Origin of the sequence: Belliella alkalica (genome assembly GCF_022549785.1) — a bacterium.
Taxonomy (GTDB): Bacteria; Bacteroidota; Bacteroidia; order Cytophagales; family Cyclobacteriaceae; genus Belliella; species Belliella alkalica.
This window is the reverse complement of sequence record NZ_JAKZGO010000003.1, coordinates 190,916-207,270: the sequence shown is the minus strand read 5'-3', so window position 1 is coordinate 207,270 and position 16,355 is coordinate 190,916. Positions and strand designations below refer to the sequence as shown.

The 16,355-nt window shown below is 38.5% G+C and carries 11 protein-coding genes; 6 read left to right on the top strand and 5 right to left on the bottom strand.

The window, feature by feature from the left end; all coding sequences use genetic code 11:
• Positions 1–53: 53 nt before the first annotated feature.
• Entirely contained in the window at positions 54–2,465 is a 2,412-nt protein-coding gene (locus tag MM213_RS04920; protein ID WP_241410358.1) for a TonB-dependent receptor, read from the bottom strand.
• A gap of 347 nt (positions 2,466–2,812) precedes the next feature.
• Here MM213_RS04920 and MM213_RS04915 point away from each other — a divergent pair, with 347 nt between their 5' ends.
• The 4 genes from MM213_RS04915 to MM213_RS04900 all read left to right on the top strand — a co-directional run bounded on the left by MM213_RS04915 (position 2,813) and on the right by MM213_RS04900 (position 5,389).
• Positions 2,813–3,130: a type II toxin-antitoxin system PemK/MazF family toxin gene (locus tag MM213_RS04915; protein ID WP_369413882.1), complete on the top strand. Its 318-nt coding sequence runs from the start codon at positions 2,813–2,815 to the stop codon at positions 3,128–3,130.
• Between the two features lie 328 nt (positions 3,131–3,458).
• Positions 3,459–3,689, top strand: a complete 231-nt coding sequence (locus MM213_RS04910) for a hypothetical protein (protein WP_241410357.1) — start codon at positions 3,459–3,461, stop codon at positions 3,687–3,689.
• Between the two features lie 68 nt (positions 3,690–3,757).
• On the top strand, positions 3,758–4,288 hold the full coding sequence (locus tag MM213_RS04905; RefSeq protein WP_241410356.1) for a hypothetical protein: 531 nt from the start codon (positions 3,758–3,760) through the stop codon (positions 4,286–4,288).
• 126 nt (positions 4,289–4,414) lie between these two features.
• Complete coding sequence (locus MM213_RS04900) at positions 4,415–5,389, top strand: BF3164 family lipoprotein (protein ID WP_241410355.1); 975 nt, start codon at positions 4,415–4,417, stop codon at positions 5,387–5,389.
• Between the two features lie 43 nt (positions 5,390–5,432).
• Here the strand turns inward: MM213_RS04900 and MM213_RS04895 are convergent, their stop codons facing one another.
• The 3 genes from MM213_RS04895 to tgt are packed head-to-tail and all read right to left on the bottom strand — an operon-like array spanning position 5,433 to position 8,564.
• A complete protein-coding gene (locus MM213_RS04895; RefSeq protein WP_241410354.1) occupies positions 5,433–6,353 on the bottom strand; it encodes a DMT family transporter in 921 nt (306 codons plus the stop codon).
• A gap of 2 nt (positions 6,354–6,355) precedes the next feature.
• Positions 6,356–7,429: an LptF/LptG family permease gene (locus MM213_RS04890; protein ID WP_241275553.1), complete on the bottom strand. Its 1,074-nt coding sequence runs from the start codon at positions 7,427–7,429 to the stop codon at positions 6,356–6,358.
• A 4-nt stretch (positions 7,430–7,433) separates the two neighbouring features.
• Positions 7,434–8,564: a tRNA guanosine(34) transglycosylase Tgt gene (gene tgt, locus MM213_RS04885; RefSeq protein ID WP_241410353.1), complete on the bottom strand. Its 1,131-nt coding sequence runs from the start codon at positions 8,562–8,564 to the stop codon at positions 7,434–7,436.
• 134 nt (positions 8,565–8,698) lie between these two features.
• Here tgt and MM213_RS04880 point away from each other — a divergent pair, with 134 nt between their 5' ends.
• Both MM213_RS04880 and MM213_RS04875 read left to right on the top strand, forming a co-directional pair.
• Positions 8,699–9,838 (top strand): glycosyltransferase, encoded by a 1,140-nt coding sequence (locus MM213_RS04880; protein WP_241410352.1) that lies wholly within the window; start codon positions 8,699–8,701, stop codon positions 9,836–9,838.
• A complete protein-coding gene (locus MM213_RS04875; RefSeq protein WP_241275550.1) occupies positions 9,829–10,440 on the top strand; it encodes an RNA polymerase sigma factor in 612 nt (203 codons plus the stop codon). Before MM213_RS04880 ends, MM213_RS04875 begins: the two co-directional genes overlap by 10 nt.
• A gap of 1,612 nt (positions 10,441–12,052) precedes the next feature.
• On the opposite strand, the gene dnaE is transcribed toward MM213_RS04875, so the two are convergent.
• Positions 12,053–16,339, bottom strand: coding sequence for a DNA polymerase III subunit alpha (gene dnaE, locus MM213_RS04870; protein WP_241410351.1), 4,287 nt, complete (start codon positions 16,337–16,339; stop codon positions 12,053–12,055).
• Between the last annotated feature and the right edge of the window lie 16 nt (positions 16,340–16,355).

Here is a 16,355-nt window from a genome sequence, read left to right as displayed (position 1 = left end):
TGTTGCCCTTTAAACAACATCAAAATTGTTGACTACCCTACATTTAAAAGCCTTCAATCCACCCTGTCGATTACATCTTCATTACCCAACCCCTTACTGCTTGCTCTTTTCACAGTTTTCTTGCCAAAGGAGTAAACAAGACCGATTTGAAATCTTCTTGCATCCCTGTAATCTACAGACCTCATAAAGGTATTGAATGAAGTAATCTCTCCCCCTTCAAAACTACCCCTGAATACATCCAATGCAGAAATTGTATAGCGTAACTTATTCTCAAACAATCCTCCACTTAAGGCAATTCTCGTAAATTGATTGGTTATTGTCTTCACCAGACCATAATGAAATGGCCCTGTATAGTTATATCCTAAATCCAACTTAAGATTCTTTGGTAGGCTGAGGGTATTGTTAATACCTAAAGTGTGGAAAAAGCTTTGCGGGATTTCTATATCCCTGAAGTTTTCCTGAAACATCCTCCCATCGTACAAAGCTCCCATGCCAAATACACTCCCTGACCACCAATCTGTAAATTGGTAACTGTAGTTCATGGTCAAACTATAGTAATCCAGATCAAAATTCCTCATCTTAAGAATCATCGTGTTATCAACCAGTTCGGGAATATGGGTATAAACATCTCGTTCTTGCTTGTATTCTAATTCAAGAAAAAGGTTTTCCTTTATAACACTATTGATAGTTAGGAATCTATTATACTGGGGGCGAAGTTCTGGATTACCTTCCATTATGGTAAAATCATCTCTATAAATTCGATATGGGGTCAGAACAGAAAATCCAGGGCGACTAATTGTTTCCCTATAATTAAAACTCATTATTACCTGTTCCGATAGGGGCCTAGAAATCATCAAAGTAGGGAAGAAGTCTGTAAATACCCTATCAACTGGAACGGAACTTTCAACCAAGTCTTGTACCAACATCGTGGAGTGTTCTACCCGTAAGCCTGCATCAATGGTTGTCTTCCCAAACGTCTTTCCTAAGGAACCATACCCTGCCCATATTTGCTCTTCAAAGTCATTTTGAAAGCTAAACTCTTCTTCCTTTACAAAAAGGTCATTTTGCTTTACTTCCTGAAAGGGTCTAGTCTTATTGGTAGACAAAGTCACCTTCGCTCCCGCCGTTCCATTCCATCCATTTTCAAATGGCAACTCAAAATCCAGTTGTCCTACATAGATTTTAGCATTACTGACAGCTGTATTTCTAACAACTGGTAGATTGGCTAAAAGGTCTCCTTCTGAGGAAAGCATATCTTGAAAAAACATTTCATCACTATTTCTATTTCCAATTGGCGTGTAGGTCAATACCAAATCCATACGTCTCCCCTTGTCATCTAACTTACCAGAGTAATAGGCACTATAATTTTGAGTATTCTGATACCCATAAGTAATCGCATCACTCACAAGCGTTGAGTCGGCTACCCCTCCTATGTTATTGGAAAAACCTATTTGGTTATTACTCAAAGATCTATCAGGAACATCTTTGTTTGAGTAATTGGCCTGAATTCCAAAAGCATGTTTTGGAGAAAAACTGTATTCAACCCTTCCTCTAAGCATGAGGGTGTTCCAAACAGTAATAGATTCATAAGCTTCATTGAATACACGCGGAACGCCATCTATGGTCATTGTTCTATAGCCATTTCTATCCAGGAAAAAGTTGTTTGATGAATAATTTACATTTAGATCTGCAAACCATTTTTCCTTACGGTATATTAATGATACTCCCCCGCTTCCCCGAAACTTGACTCCCTGAGAGAAATTTCCTCTGGCACTCCCGGTAAGTCCATAATTCTTTGACTTTTTTGTAGTAATTCTGATTACTGAATTGATATTGGATGGATATCGAGAAGATGGATTCGTGATGAATTCAATATTTTCTATTTCATCTCCTGTCATATTTTCAAGTATTGTATTCATTGTTGCACCAGGCATCTGTACATTGTCCAATACAATCAAAACATTGGGACGTCCATTGATAGCAATACCACCATCACTGATCTGGACAAATGGCAATGCCCTGAAAATATCCATTAAGTTATCTGCTTGAAATGAACTGGCTGTGACATCCATAACAAACCGATCAGATTTTCTTTCCATTACAGGTCGCTGTCCTTTCACTACCACTTCATCAAGTGCTACAGCTGACTCACTAAGGACGATTGGAGAAAGTACCTTTAAATCACCATTATAAGTAAACACCTCTCCTTTGTAAGAAGAATAACCTATTGAACTAATCCCCAATAAGTACTCGCCTGGGTTTGCTGTTTGAATAACAAACTCGCCCTCTTCGTCAGTAATAGCTCCTTTGACCATACTACTGTCTTTGGAGGAAAGTAGTTGCACAGTAGCAAACGGAGCTCCTGATTCGCTACTCTCCATTACCCTGCCTTTTATCTGTCCCTGTACTTCTTTAGCTACAGTACAAAACAACATTACAAATAGTATTTTACTAAACTGTTTCATATTCCTTAACATTATTTTATGAAAAGTCGAAAAGAAATAATACCGATCTGAAACCTATATATACTTTTCATCGGTTGAAATAATAAAACACTAGCTTCTTTTTTAAATTTTTTCGACAAACACAGGGAATTTTTCGACTAAACCAGTATTCGATGAATAAGCCAAAAAGTTAAAAACACCTAAAAACAAGCTAATTGAAAAAGCCTTAAGATTATACCTTGAGCATCTTAAAAGAGCTGCATATGTAAAATCATATAGTCAAGCCAAAGAAGACAAGGACATGGTCAATTTGGCAGAATAAGGGATGGCTGAATATTTCAAGCAGATAGAAGACGAAACAAGGTGAAATCTGGTATGCTGATCTGAATCCTAGTAAAGGTTCTGAGCAAGCTGGCTTTCGTCCAGTAGTCATTATAAGTGGAAACTTACTCAATAAACACCTCAAAGTAGTCATCACTGTTCCTTTGACTTCCAAAATAAAAAATTATCATGGCAACCCAATTTTAATCCCTGACACTACGAACAACCTGAGGAGAATATCTGAAATGATGGTTTTTCATATTCGCTCCATTTCAAAAGAACGCTTGGTAGAAAGAATCGGGAGAATTTCCGAGAAGGAACTGCAAATGGCTTTGGCAACTTTGGGGGATATTACTACATTTTGAGATTCTGAACTTGAAAGCAATTTTCTTAAAAAAATCGAATAATTAAAAAGCCATGATGCCACTTTAAGTGCTTGAAAAGTCAAAATATTTGAAGAAGATATTTTTGAAGTTTTCACTTGACTTTTGTAATTCTATTATTCTTGAGACCAATCACCAAAGCAATAAATAATTTATATAAACCGTAAACAAAAAAAACATCACTATTTCAATCACTTTTTTTAAAAATTTTATTTTAATTATTTGCACTTAATAATAATAATATTGTGAAAGCTTTTAGGTTGAAGCTAGTTCCTTTGGAACTTAATATTTTACCTAACCATTAACAATTATGCGTAAATTATTATTAGGTATTGTTGTTTTAGGAGGTTTTATATTCATTTCAACTAACGCAATATCTCAAGCCTCATTACCTCCAGGTGAAGGCGGAGGTGGAACCGCTGACTGTTATGCTATACAAAATGGAACTATGAATAGTGTGCCCATTTGCAATTCAGGTTGCCCTTACAAGGATGCAGATGATGCGTTTGTCATTGGTACTTGTAACCAAGGAGTAAACTAATTAAGGGTTTGATATCTATTCAAGTTAATGCTTGAATAGATATCTATTTTCAAGAAATAAACAAGAAAATGAAATCAGCATTTATAGTTCTTTTTACAATTTTATCAATTTTTAGTTGTTCTACTAATGAGGAAAAGATTCAATCTCTTTCTTCAAACTATATGAAGCAATTTCCACTAATGAAAGATACTGCAATAAAGCATTTTTATGAAATTGAAAAAGTAAAAGGAATAAATGAAATAAATTCTGAAACTGGGTATAAAGTCATTAAGCTAATTACTACTGAATGTGCAGCATGTTTTTTAGAAATGGAAGATTGGTCAAGTTTTATCTCTTCAAAAAAACTCAACTCTGAATTAGAAATTTATTTCATTGCTACTGGTAAGAGGAATGATTACTTTGACCACGTAATGAAAAACTACAATTACCCATTCACTATTTACATTGATGAAAAAAATTCTTTTATAGATTTAAATAATTTAAATTTCTATTCAAGAGAAACATTTTTATTAGATAGCGAAAACAAAATTTCATTAATTGGATCGCCTGTTGCAAATGAACTAGTATATGATTTATATCAATTAATATTAACGAAATAGAAAATGAGCATCATTTTAAAAAACAAGTATATCTCGTTGACAAGCATCCTTCTTTTTATATTCTTTTCATGTTCTGAAAAAAGCACAAATAAAGACGGATCTACCAATCCCACAAAAGTAACTCAATTGACAGCTGAAAAAATAAACACTATTGAGGAAGATAATGAATTTTCAGAATTCGCAGTCGTGGGTAGCAATTTGATTCTTCTTGATAGAAGTCAAAGTGAAATTTTTCAAGTTTATTCTACATCAAATTTTGAGAAATTAGGGAGTTTTGGAAAAGAAGGAGATGGCCCCGAAGATTTCAGTCTACCTAAATTTGTAAAAAACTCTGTATCTGGAAAAAGTGACGAATTTTGGATTTTTGATCCTAACAAAAAAAGATTCCAGAAAATCAAGGTTGATAAAAACCTCGCCTCGGGTTATTCTTTACAAGAAAACATAATTATGGATCCTAAAATCTTGGGAAGCTTTGATATAAACATTATGCCTTCTGGAAAAATCATCGGAAAAAACCCAATTGAAGGAAAAGGTAGTTTTTATTTGTTTGATCCTGAAACAAGAGAATTAACTTGGCAAGAATTCCACCCAAAAATTCCAGAAGAAAGCCTATTTAAGAAAAGTAAATCATTTGTATACAACAGTTTAATTTTACATAACGAGAAAAATAAAAAGATTGCTCAAGCTATGTATTACTTTAACCAAGTTCACATATATGATGAAAATGCAAACTTGGAAAAAACTTTTACTTTAGGAGATTTAATTACCCCTGATTTATCAGAAGAGTCACGATCTTTTATCCCACCTTCCATTCTTAACAACTTTGTTGACTTAAAAGCTACTGATGCTCACATATATGCTTTGTATATAGGTTTAAAACAATCCGAATTAAGAGAAAATCCTGTAGAAAACTTTTATTCAACTGTATATAAATTAGATTGGAATGGTAATTTAATTGAAACTTATAAGCTTGAACTTTTACTGAACCTTATTGCACTAGACCCTTTGAACAATAAAATTTATGGTCTCCACTTTAAGAGTGATAAGGGTTCTTTTGAAAGAGTCCCGGAAATTTACCAATATAATGTGCCAATTGATTAGAAGGTTTTCACTTTAAACAAGCCCCACTAATTCAACTTTTATCTCACACCCCCAAAACCCTCTTAGCTTGCCTTCTCCTATTGAAATAATTGAACACCGGATAGAGCAAAACTGAGATCAAAATGATCAATGTCCCCAAATAAAAACCAGGTGTCATCTGTTCTTTTTCTCCAAAAATCAATACCGCCAATACGATACCGTAAACGGGCTCTAGATTTACCGTTAGGTTGATCGCAAAGGCTGTTAACCTACGCATCAGTTCTACAGAAACTGAAAAAGCATAAACAGTACAAACACCACCCAAAAGAAACAGCCAAAACCAATCCCAACCTTGTGGAATCAGTTGTAAACCCGCTCCTTCTGTGAAAAAAGCAGCATAAAAGGGCATAAACAAAACCGAAAAAATACAGGCTCCCAGCATTTCATAAAATGTCAATACATAAGGTGAATGTCTTTTGGTCAACCTGCCATTGATGACGGTAAAAATCGCTGCAATCAATGCAGAAACCACAGCCATGGTCAAGCCTAACCAATAGCCTCCTTCAAAGCTGAAAACTACATAAAGCCCAGAAATCACCATCATCCCAAGCAAAATCTCAAACCACTTGATTTTGGATTTATTGACCATCGGCTCAATGAAAGCCGTCCAAAGAGATGTCGTAGCCATGCCTGCAAGACAAACAGAAGCTGTGGAAACCCTCGCCGCCCAAAAAAACAAAATCCAATGGATAGAAATCAAAAAACCTGTACCGATAACTTTCAAAAGTTCTTGGTTTGTAAGTCTGACTTTTTGCTTTTTCACCAAAAACACCAAACCCAAAAAACCGCTTGCCATAAGCGTCCTGTAGAAAACTATCTCTACTGATGGAATACTGATCAATAATCCCAAAATAGCTGTAAATCCCCAAATCAACACGATGAAATGGAGCATTAGGTAATCTTTGACTGTAGTGTTTTGAAGCATATTTATCTTGGCACTGTTTTATACAACACCAATCCTGTGATGGCAAACACCAAGTTGGGCAGCCATATCGCAAATATAGGATATGTGGTACCAGCTTCTGCAAAAGTCCGAGACAATAAAAACAAAATAATATAGACGAAGGCCAGCATGAAACCCAAGGCAATCTGAAATCCAGAACCTCCCCTGGTCTTCTTTGATGAAACGATGACCCCTATAAATGTCAAAATAACTGCCGCAAATGGAGACATGTATCTCACATATCTTTCAATCTTATAATAATTCACATTGTCAGCTCCCCTATCTTCCAATACTTGGATTTGACGTGTCAATTCTGGCAATTTCAAAGTCTCATGATGATTGGAAGGCAAATCAAAATCATCAGGGGTAATGGAAAGTAAGGTATCGAGGTTATCTCCTTTTGTAAAATCTTCCCCCATATCGTTCAAAACCCTCAAGTTCCAGTTTTTCATCGTCCAAGAATTGATGGCAGTATCCCAAACTATTCGGTCTGCTGATAATTTGGCAACCAATTCCCCATCCCTAATTTGCTCCAAAGTGAAGCTATAACCCATATTTCCCGAAGGGTAATACCTCGAAATATAAGCATAAACATCAGGAGCTACTTTGATATGGATGTTTGTTTCGTTGTAGAATTTAGTGTCTTCCAAATATCTTGTCTTAAACTCAGTAACTCCAGCCGTCGCAACAGGCAAAACCCATCCATTCAACAGAAATGAAGCGGCTCCGATCAATGCTGCTCCAGTAAAAAAAGGCACAAGCATGCGAACGAAACTCGTTCCTGAACTCAATATGGCAACGATTTCTGTTCTCCCTGCCATCTTGGAAGTAATAAAAATTACTGAGATAAATACTGTAATGGGAGTAAGTAAATTATTGAGATATAGGCCATAATTGGCCATATACTTCAAAATTTCCGATACAGGCACTTCGTTTCGGATAAATGCATCATTTTTTTCTGTAAAATCCAGAACAAGCACAATAAGGATCAGCATCAAAACCACAAAAAAGTAGGTTTTGAGAAAATCCTTGATGATGAGTTTATCCAATAATTTCATGTGCTTACAATCTAGTACTGACTTTTTTGACCATTTGATCTTTCCAAGTGGAGAATTCACCTGACTTGATTTTTTCCCTCGCCTGACCTACCAGCCATAGATAGAAGGCCAAATTGTGAATACTGGCGATCTGGGCAGCTAGGATTTCTTTTGATATTGTCAAATGTCTCAAATAAGCCTTGGAATAAAAACTACTTACGTAAGAATTGATCGCAGGGTCTATAGAACTGAAATCTTCTTTCCACTTTTCGTTCCTGATATTGATGATTCCCTCAGATGTGAACAGCATTCCATTTCTGGCATTTCTGGTTGGCATCACACAGTCAAACATATCCACTCCCAACGCAATACACTCCAAAATATTGGCTGGAGTACCAACTCCCATCAAGTATCTCGGTTTGTCTTTAGGGAGAATATCAGTGACCATTTCGGTCATTTCATACATCATCTCAGCAGGTTCACCTACAGACAATCCTCCAATAGCATTTCCTTCCCTATCACAAGAAGCAATAAATTCCGCAGATTGCCTCCTCAAATCTTTGTATACAGAGCCTTGTACGATCGGAAACAAAGTTTGGCTATAGCCATATTTCCCTTCAGTCCTATCAAATCTATCAATACAACGCTTCAGCCATCGATGGGTCATCTCCATTGATTTCCTCGCATATTCAAACTCACAAGGATATGGAGTACACTCATCAAATGCCATAATGATATCTGCTCCGATGCTTCTCTGAATATCCATCACTCCTTCCGGAGAAAAAATATGCTTGGAACCATCGATATGTGATTTGAAAACCACACCTTCTTCGGTGATTTTCCTTGTGCCTGCCAAAGAGAATACCTGATACCCACCGCTGTCTGTCAGGATTGGTTTTTCCCAGCCATTGAATTTATGTAATCCTCCAGCTTTTTCCAACACACCTAGTCCAGGCCTCAAATAAAGGTGATAAGTATTCCCCAAAATAATCTGGGCTTTGATATCGTAAGTCAGTTCACGCTGATGAACTGCTTTGACTGAGCCCGCTGTCCCTACAGGCATAAAAATAGGAGTTTCTATATCTCCATGATCAGTCTTGAGTACTCCTGCCCTTGCTTTGCTCTGAGGGTCTGTATGTTCTAATGTAAATTTCATATCCTTTTCTCAAGCACCAAGACCTTTATATTACGGCCTTTGGCACTTCTTCATAAATTCAAGCACAAAAATATAAGCTTATTCTTAAATGAATGCTGAATTTGCTTTTATATTTGCCAGTTAAATGCATAAGAATGATCAATGATATTTTGTGGATAATGTTTTTGGTTGCCCTAGGTGTGCAATTGATCTACATACTTTTTATTTTTGGAAGGCTTTCCTACTCCAACAAAAACAAAATTTCAGGGAAAAACAATGACAACATGGAAGGTGTGACCATTGTAGTTGCTGCTCACAATGAAAAAGCCAACCTCAAAAAACTTATCCCAATTCTTTGCAGCCAAGATTATCCAAACTATGATGTCATGATCATCAATGACAGATCTTTTGATGGGACTAGGGTTTTGTTGGAAAAAATGATGGCAATCTACCCCCAACTCCGAACAGTAACGATCAAATACACCCCCGATCATGTCACCTCAAAGAAATACGCACTCACACTTGGTATCAAAGTAGCGAAAAATGATGTGCTTTTGCTGACCGACGCAGACTGTGTTCCACAATCCGATCAATGGATTCGTTTGATGACAGCACCGGTTAGAGAGGAAGGCAAAACATTTGCTTTAGGCTATTCCCCTTATGAAAAGGACGTCGGTATTTTAAACAAATGGATTCAATTTGAAACATTGTGGACAGGGATGCTTTATTTTTCATTTGCCCTTTGGGGGGCGCCATTTATGGGTGTGGGAAGAAATCTTTGTTATAGAAGAGGTTTCTTCATGGAGAAAAAAGCTTTCAAAGATCTTTGGCAAATCGAATGTGGTGACGACGACCTATTTATCAACAAATATGCAAACGGCAAAAACACCACAGTGGTCATAAATCCATTGTGCAATACACTATCAAAGCCAAAATCAACTTGGAAAAATTACTTTTTGCAAAAAAACAGGCATTTCCATGCCGGAAAATATTATCGCAGCAAAGACAAACTGAAAATTGGACTTTACTCATTTTCCCATCTATTATTTTGGGTATGCAGTATTTCCTTGACTATATTTCATGGCATTAACCAAAATTGGGAACAATTTTCATTAATTATAGGTATAACTATTGTCCGGTCGATATTGCTCACTTCGGTATTTACATCGGCAAGAAAAAAATTAGAAGGAAATACAAAAGTGTATTGGACAACGTTTTTCGATGTCATTTATCTGGGGTATTTTTGGATTGTAGGGACTTTGGGGTATCAATCAAAAAAAGTTAGATGGAAGTAAATACAAGAGGTTTTTCGAATAAAGCTTTAGAAGATTTTGATCTAATAGATCAGGCTGTTGACCAAAAGGATCAGCAAGCTTATGCTACGTTGATGAAGCGTTACAAAAAAGCAGTCTATTTTATGATTTTGAAAATGATCAGAGATGCTGACGATGCCGAAGATTTGACAATGGAAGCTTTTGCAAAAGCATTCAAAAACCTTCACAAGTTCAAAAAAGACTATACTTTCAGTACTTGGCTTTTCAGAATTGCCACCAATAACACCATTGACTTTATCAGAAAGAAAAAACTCAAAACCATGAGTTTGAATACCACCTTGAGCGATGACGGAGGAAACTCTGTGACGATAGATGTGGAAGATGATGACAACAATCCACAGGATGAATTCATCAGATCCCAGAGAATCGAAATGGTCAGGGTATTTGTCGATAAGTTGCCCGCCAAATACAGAAAACTGGTTGAGCTCCGCTATTTCCAAGAATTATCCTACGATGAAATCGCACAAGAACTGGACAAGCCGCTTGGTACTGTCAAAGCCCAACTTCACAGGTCCAGGGAATTGCTTTTTGAGATTGCCTCGGGGAAGGAGAAGCATATATGAGGGTTGGAAAGTTTGAAAGTTGAAGTGTTTTAGAGCTTTTTGCTTGAATTGAGGCTTTTAGGACTTTTATGATTGAATGCGGATAACACTGATTAGTCGGATTTGCACTGATTTATTTCTAAGAATTTGTCATCAAACCAACCCATTTCTCTTCTGCGGGAATCTGCGAGATCTGCGGGAGAATTTAATAGCCCGCTGTTTGCGCTGATATGCGCTGATTCTTTACTGTAAACAAAGAACTTGATCAAGCCACACTCCTACTTCTGCGGAAATCTGCGAGATCTGCGGGAGAATTTAATAGCCTGTTGACTGCGCTGATGTACGCTGATTCTTTACTGGAAACAAAGAACTTGACCAATTCACCCTCCTACTTCTGCGATAATCTGCGAGATCTGCGGGAGAAAACATTAGCCCGCTGACTGCGCTGATGTACGCTGATTCTCTACCGGAAATTAAGAACTTGATCAATCCACACTCCTACTTCTGCGGGAATCTGCGAGATCTGCGGGAGAAATAAATAGCATGCTGACTGCCCTGATGTGCGCTGATTCTTTACCGGAAATCAAGAACTTGATCAATCCACACTCCTACTTCTGCGGTAATCTACGAGATCTGCGGGAGAAATAAATAGCATGCTGACTGCCCTGATGTGCGCTGATTCTTTWCCGGAAATCAAGAACTTGATCAATCCACACTCCTACTTCTGCGGGAATCTGCGAGATCTGCGGGAGAAATAAAAAGCCCGCTGATTGCGCTGATGTACGCTGATTCTCTACCGGAAATTAAGAACTTGATCAATCCACACTCCTACTTCTGCGGGAATCTGCGAGATCTGCGGGAGAATTTAATAGCCTGTTGACTGCCCTGATGTGCGCTGATTCTTTAATGTAAACAAAGAAGTTGATCAATCCACACTCCTACTTCTGCGGGAATCTGCGAGATCTGCGGGAGAAATAAAAAGCCCGCTGATTGCGCTGATGTACGCTGATTCTCTACCGGAAATTAAGAACTTGATCAATCCACACTCCTACTTCTGCGGTAATCTGCGAGATCTGCGGGAGAAATAAATAGCATGCTGACTGCGCTGATGTACGCTGATTCTTTACTGGAAACAAAGAACTTGATCAATCCACACTCCTACTTCTGCGGTAATCTGCGAGATCTGCGGGAAAAAATAAATAGCCCGCTGATTGCGCTGATGTACGCTGATTCTTTACTGGAAACAAAGAACTTGATCAATCCAGACTCCTACTTCTGCGATAATCTGCGAGATCTGCGGGAGAATTTAATAGCCCGCTGTTTGCGCTGATATGCGCTGATTCTTTACTGTAAACAAAGAACTTGATCAATCCACACTCCTACTTCTGCGGTAATCTGCGAGATCTGCGGGAAAAAATAAATAGCCCGCTGATTGCGCTGATGTACGCTGATTCTCTACCGGAAATTAAGAACTTGATCAATCCACACTCCTACTTCTGCGGGAATCTGCGAGATCTGCGGGAGAAATTAATAGCCCGCTGATTAAGCTGGTTTTTTTATACATCACAACATCCCCGAAGAAAAGGTGTAGTCAATTTTTCAATTTTAAAATCTTTTAACCTTTTATCTTCTCCTACACAATCTGATACACCACCTCCGGTAGCATCCCCAATTCTTGGATCATTTCATTGGATGGATCTACTTTGAATTTGGTGGACATGAGATCTAGGGTGATGTTTTCTTTGCTGTCTATGACATTGATAAATAGCTTGGCATCACCTGAATACTTCTGGGTGATTTTCTCCAATTTCTCCATCAAATCCAAAGTCAAATCATCCAAATCAATATTCACTCTTAGCCCTTTGATCATCTTGCCTCGGATTTGATCTAGGAGGGTGATGTTGTTGATCTTGAATTCAAATTCATTTTCCTTCCACTTATTCGGATGTACGGATCCAGTGATATAGAGAAACCAACCCGTCATAAAGTACTCTTTGAACTTCACATAGTCATCCCCAAAGATGAAAAATGTATGAGCTCCATGATAATCTTCAAGCGACAATGTCCCAAACGGTTTCCCTGTCTTGGTTGTCCTATGCGCAAAACTTGATACAGACCCTGCTGTTTTGATATCTCCTTTAGTACGAAGTATATCCATGTTTGCAAAATCAGGAAGTGGTGTATTGGTAAATGCTTCTATCTCGATTTTGAATTGATCCAAAGGGTGTCCCGAAATATACAGCCCGACAACTTCCTTCTCAATATTCAGCTGCTGCAATTGGCTGAAAGGTTCAATTGGAGTAAAGCTCGGTAAGGGAACTTCCATACCAGTTCCTCCTCCAAACAAACTAACTTGAGAGCTGTCTGCTTCCTGTTGTACTTTTTGGGCATACTTTACAGCTTTTTCCAAGACAGTTCCATCACCATCTACGGACTCCAAATACTGCCTTCTATGGTGAGCAGGAAAACAATCAAATCCTCCTGCCATCGCAAGAGATTCCAATGTTTTTTTATTGACAGCTTTTGAATTTACCCGTTTGGTGAAGTCAAAAATATTCTGATATGGTCCTGACTTTTCCCTTTCTTCAATGATCGAATGAACAGCAGCTGAACCAGAACCTTTGATAGCTGCCAACCCAAATCGGATTTTACCTTCTTGATTTACGGTAAAACCACTTTTGGATTCATTCACATCCGGCCCCAATACAGAAATTCCCATTCTCCGACATTCCTCCATAAAGAATGTCACTTGGGTAATATCGTTCATGTTGTTGCTCAATACAGAAGCCATATATTCTGCTGGATAATGTGCTTTGAGGTAGGCTGTCTGATAAGCAATCCATGCATAACAAGTCGAGTGGGATTTATTGAAAGCGTAAGAGGCAAATGCTTCCCAGTCAGTCCAGATTTTCGCGAGTTTCTTGGCGTCATGTCCTTTGGCGGCTGCTTGCTCTATGAACTTTGGCTTCATTTTGTCAAGGACATCTTTCTGCTTTTTACCCATTGCCTTTCTCAATACATCCGCCTCACCTTTGGTGAAATCAGCGAGTTTTTGGGAAAGCAACATCACCTGTTCCTGATAGACAGTAATACCATAAGTTTCCTCTAGGTATTCCTTCATGTCATCCAAGTCGTAGGTAATAGGCTCTGTTCCATGCTTTCTTTGGATAAAAGATGGAATGTAAGCCAAAGGACCCGGTCTATAAAGCGCATTCATAGCAATCAAATCCGCAAAAACAGTAGGTTTTAATTCCCGCATGTATTTTTGCATACCAGCAGATTCATATTGGAAAATACCAACAGTTTCTCCCCTTTGAAAAAGCTCATAGGTCTTCACATCATCAATCGGGAAATTATCAGGATCCAGTTGGATCCCATGCCTTTCTTTGACGATCTTCACCGCATCCTTGATCAGGGTTAGTGTCTTCAAGCCCAAGAAGTCCATTTTCAATAGGCCGGCACTTTCTACTACGGAGTTGTCAAATTGCGTACATACCAAGTCGGAATCTTTAGCCAGTGCAACTGGGACAAAATTGGTAATATCGTCTGGAGTAATGATAACACCACAAGCGTGAATCCCAAGGTTTCTTACTGACCCTTCAAGCATGGTTGCTTGATTGATCGTTTTGGAGGATTCATCTTGACCTTTAGATATTCTGATAAGTTCGTCTGCTTTGCCTAGATCTTCCCCATTGTTTTTAAGCTTGTCAGAAAGCTTTGCTCTGTCTTTTGACAATGCAAAAAGTGCCTTCAGTTTAATATCTGGCACTAGCTTAGCCAATCTATCCGCTTCAGAAAGCGGTAAATTCAACACCCTTGCAGTATCTCGAATAGCAGATTTGGCTGCCATCGTACCATAGGTGATAATTTGGGCTACTTGTTTGGATCCATATTTTTTGATCACATAGTCAATCACACTCTGACGACCTTCATCATCGAAGTCAATATCAATATCTGGCAGAGAAACCCTGTCAGGGTTTAGGAATCTCTCAAAAAGGAGGTTGTACGCTATCGGATCGACATTTGTAATACCTGTGCAATAAGCAACCGCTGAACCTGCTGCAGACCCCCTGCCAGGCCCAACAGAAACCCCCATATTTCTCGCTGCGGTGATAAAGTCCTGCACGATCAAGAAGTATCCTGGATATCCCGTTTTCTCAATCGTAGCCAATTCAAAATCCAGCCTTTCTTTGATTTCATCTGTCAGCTCTGGATATCTTTGCTTGGCTCCTTCGTAAGTCAGATGTCTAAGGAAGGCATTTTCCCCTCTTTTTTGTCCATCTTTTTCATCACGTGGATCCTTGAACTCATCAGGAATATCAAACTTTGGAAGCAATACTTCCCTTGCGAGCTTATAAGTCTCGATTTTTTCAACGATTTCATTGGTACAAGCGATTGCCTCAGGAAGATCCGCAAAGAGCTTTTTCATCTCTTCAGGACTCTTGATGTAGAATTCGTCATTTGGAAATCCATACCTGTACTCTCTTCCTCTCTTGCCAATATATTTTTTTGGCTTTTCTACCAGTTCCCCGTCCTTTACACAAAGCAAAATATCATGTGCCTTGGCATCTGCTTTTTGATTGTAATAGGTATTGTTGGCGGCAAAGTATTTGACATTATATTTCTCTGCCAATTTCAGTAACACTTCATTGACTTTTTCCTCTTCGGGAATCCCATGCCTATTTAGTTCTACATAAAAATCCTCACCAAATTGTTCCTTCCACCAAACAAAGGCTTCTTCTGCTTGAGTCTCCCCAACATTCAGGATCAAAAATGGAATCTCACCCCAAAGTCCACCAGTGGTAGCTATCAAATCAGTTTTGTATTCTACCAAAACATCTCTATCGATTCTAGGCAAATAGTAGAACCCTTCTATGTTTGCATAAGATGCCAGTTTGGCTAGATTATGATATCCTGCTTTATTTTTAGCCAGAAGTACGGTTTGGTACCCATCATCTTTCTGACTTTTGTTTTTCCTATCTTTTGTCAGGTTGAATTCACAACCGATTACTGGTTTAATATCTTTTGCAAGTGCCTCTTTAACAAAGTTGAAAGCCGCCATCATATTCCCATGATCCGTCATGGCTATTGCAGGCATTCCCATTTCTTTGGCAAGGGAAATCATCGCTGGGATTTCAGAAGTTGCCTGAAGCACCGAATATTGTGTATGCACATGAAGATGGGAAAATGGCATCCCGACCATGTCTGAAATATCAGCCTTTCCCGCGGCACGGAGTACGTCTTTGGCAGCTGATTTCTGATCATCTTTGGCATCTACAAAGTTTGCTGCATCAAGTTTGGGTTCCTCATAGACTACTTCAGCAACCTGCACCCCTGTCACAGGAGGTTGAACTCCTTGGGTAATCAGCCCAAAGAAACATTTGGCTGTAGCTGCCACATCATATGCTGCATCATGTGCATCCTCGAAACCTACTCCAAAAAGTTTTTTGTGCAATTCTGTAAGTGTCGGCCATTTGAATTTCCCTCCTCTACCTCCAGGCAAAGCACAGAACTCTGTTGAGATATCCTTGGTATCCAAATCCTCCATCTTCTGAAGCTGCATTGGAACATCCTTTCTCAGGAATTCAGATCCCACTACATTGATATCAAAACCGATATTGTGCCCAACCAGATATTTGGCCTTTTCTACATCCTTATGGAATATTTCCAATACTTTGACCAAGTCATGACCTTCTTTCAATGCCCTCTCCGTGGATATTCCATGGACTTTTTCAGCATTATAAGGAATGGTGAAACCTTCGGGCTTGACAATGAAATTATTATTGGAAATCAACTTTCCTTTGGCATCATGAAGCTGCCAGGCAAGCTGGACTAATCGCGGCCAATTGTCATCTGCTGACATTGGAGCGTCATAACTCCTTGGTAATCCAGTGGTCTCGGTATCAAAAATAATGTACATAAATACTCCTTCAATT

Excerpts from the sequence above, each read along its gene's own strand:
- MM213_RS04905 (WP_241410356.1), top strand. The coding sequence starts at position 3,758 with ATGAAATCAGCATTTATAGTTCTTTTTACAATTTTATCAATTTTTAGT.
- MM213_RS04880 (WP_241410352.1), top strand. The coding sequence starts at position 8,699 with ATGATCAATGATATTTTGTGGATAATGTTTTTGGTTGCCCTAGGTGTG.
- MM213_RS04890 (WP_241275553.1), bottom strand. The coding sequence starts at position 7,429 with ATGAAATTATTGGATAAACTCATCATCAAGGATTTTCTCAAAACCTAC.
- MM213_RS04910 (WP_241410357.1), top strand. The coding sequence starts at position 3,459 with ATGCGTAAATTATTATTAGGTATTGTTGTTTTAGGAGGTTTTATATTC.
- MM213_RS04895 (WP_241410354.1), bottom strand. The coding sequence starts at position 6,353 with ATGCTTCAAAACACTACAGTCAAAGATTACCTAATGCTCCATTTCATC.
- tgt (WP_241410353.1), bottom strand. The coding sequence starts at position 8,564 with ATGAAATTTACATTAGAACATACAGACCCTCAGAGCAAAGCAAGGGCA.
- MM213_RS04920 (WP_241410358.1), bottom strand. The coding sequence starts at position 2,465 with ATGAAACAGTTTAGTAAAATACTATTTGTAATGTTGTTTTGTACTGTA.
- MM213_RS04875 (WP_241275550.1), top strand. The coding sequence starts at position 9,829 with ATGGAAGTAAATACAAGAGGTTTTTCGAATAAAGCTTTAGAAGATTTT.
- dnaE (WP_241410351.1), bottom strand. The coding sequence starts at position 16,339 with ATGTACATTATTTTTGATACCGAGACCACTGGATTACCAAGGAGTTAT.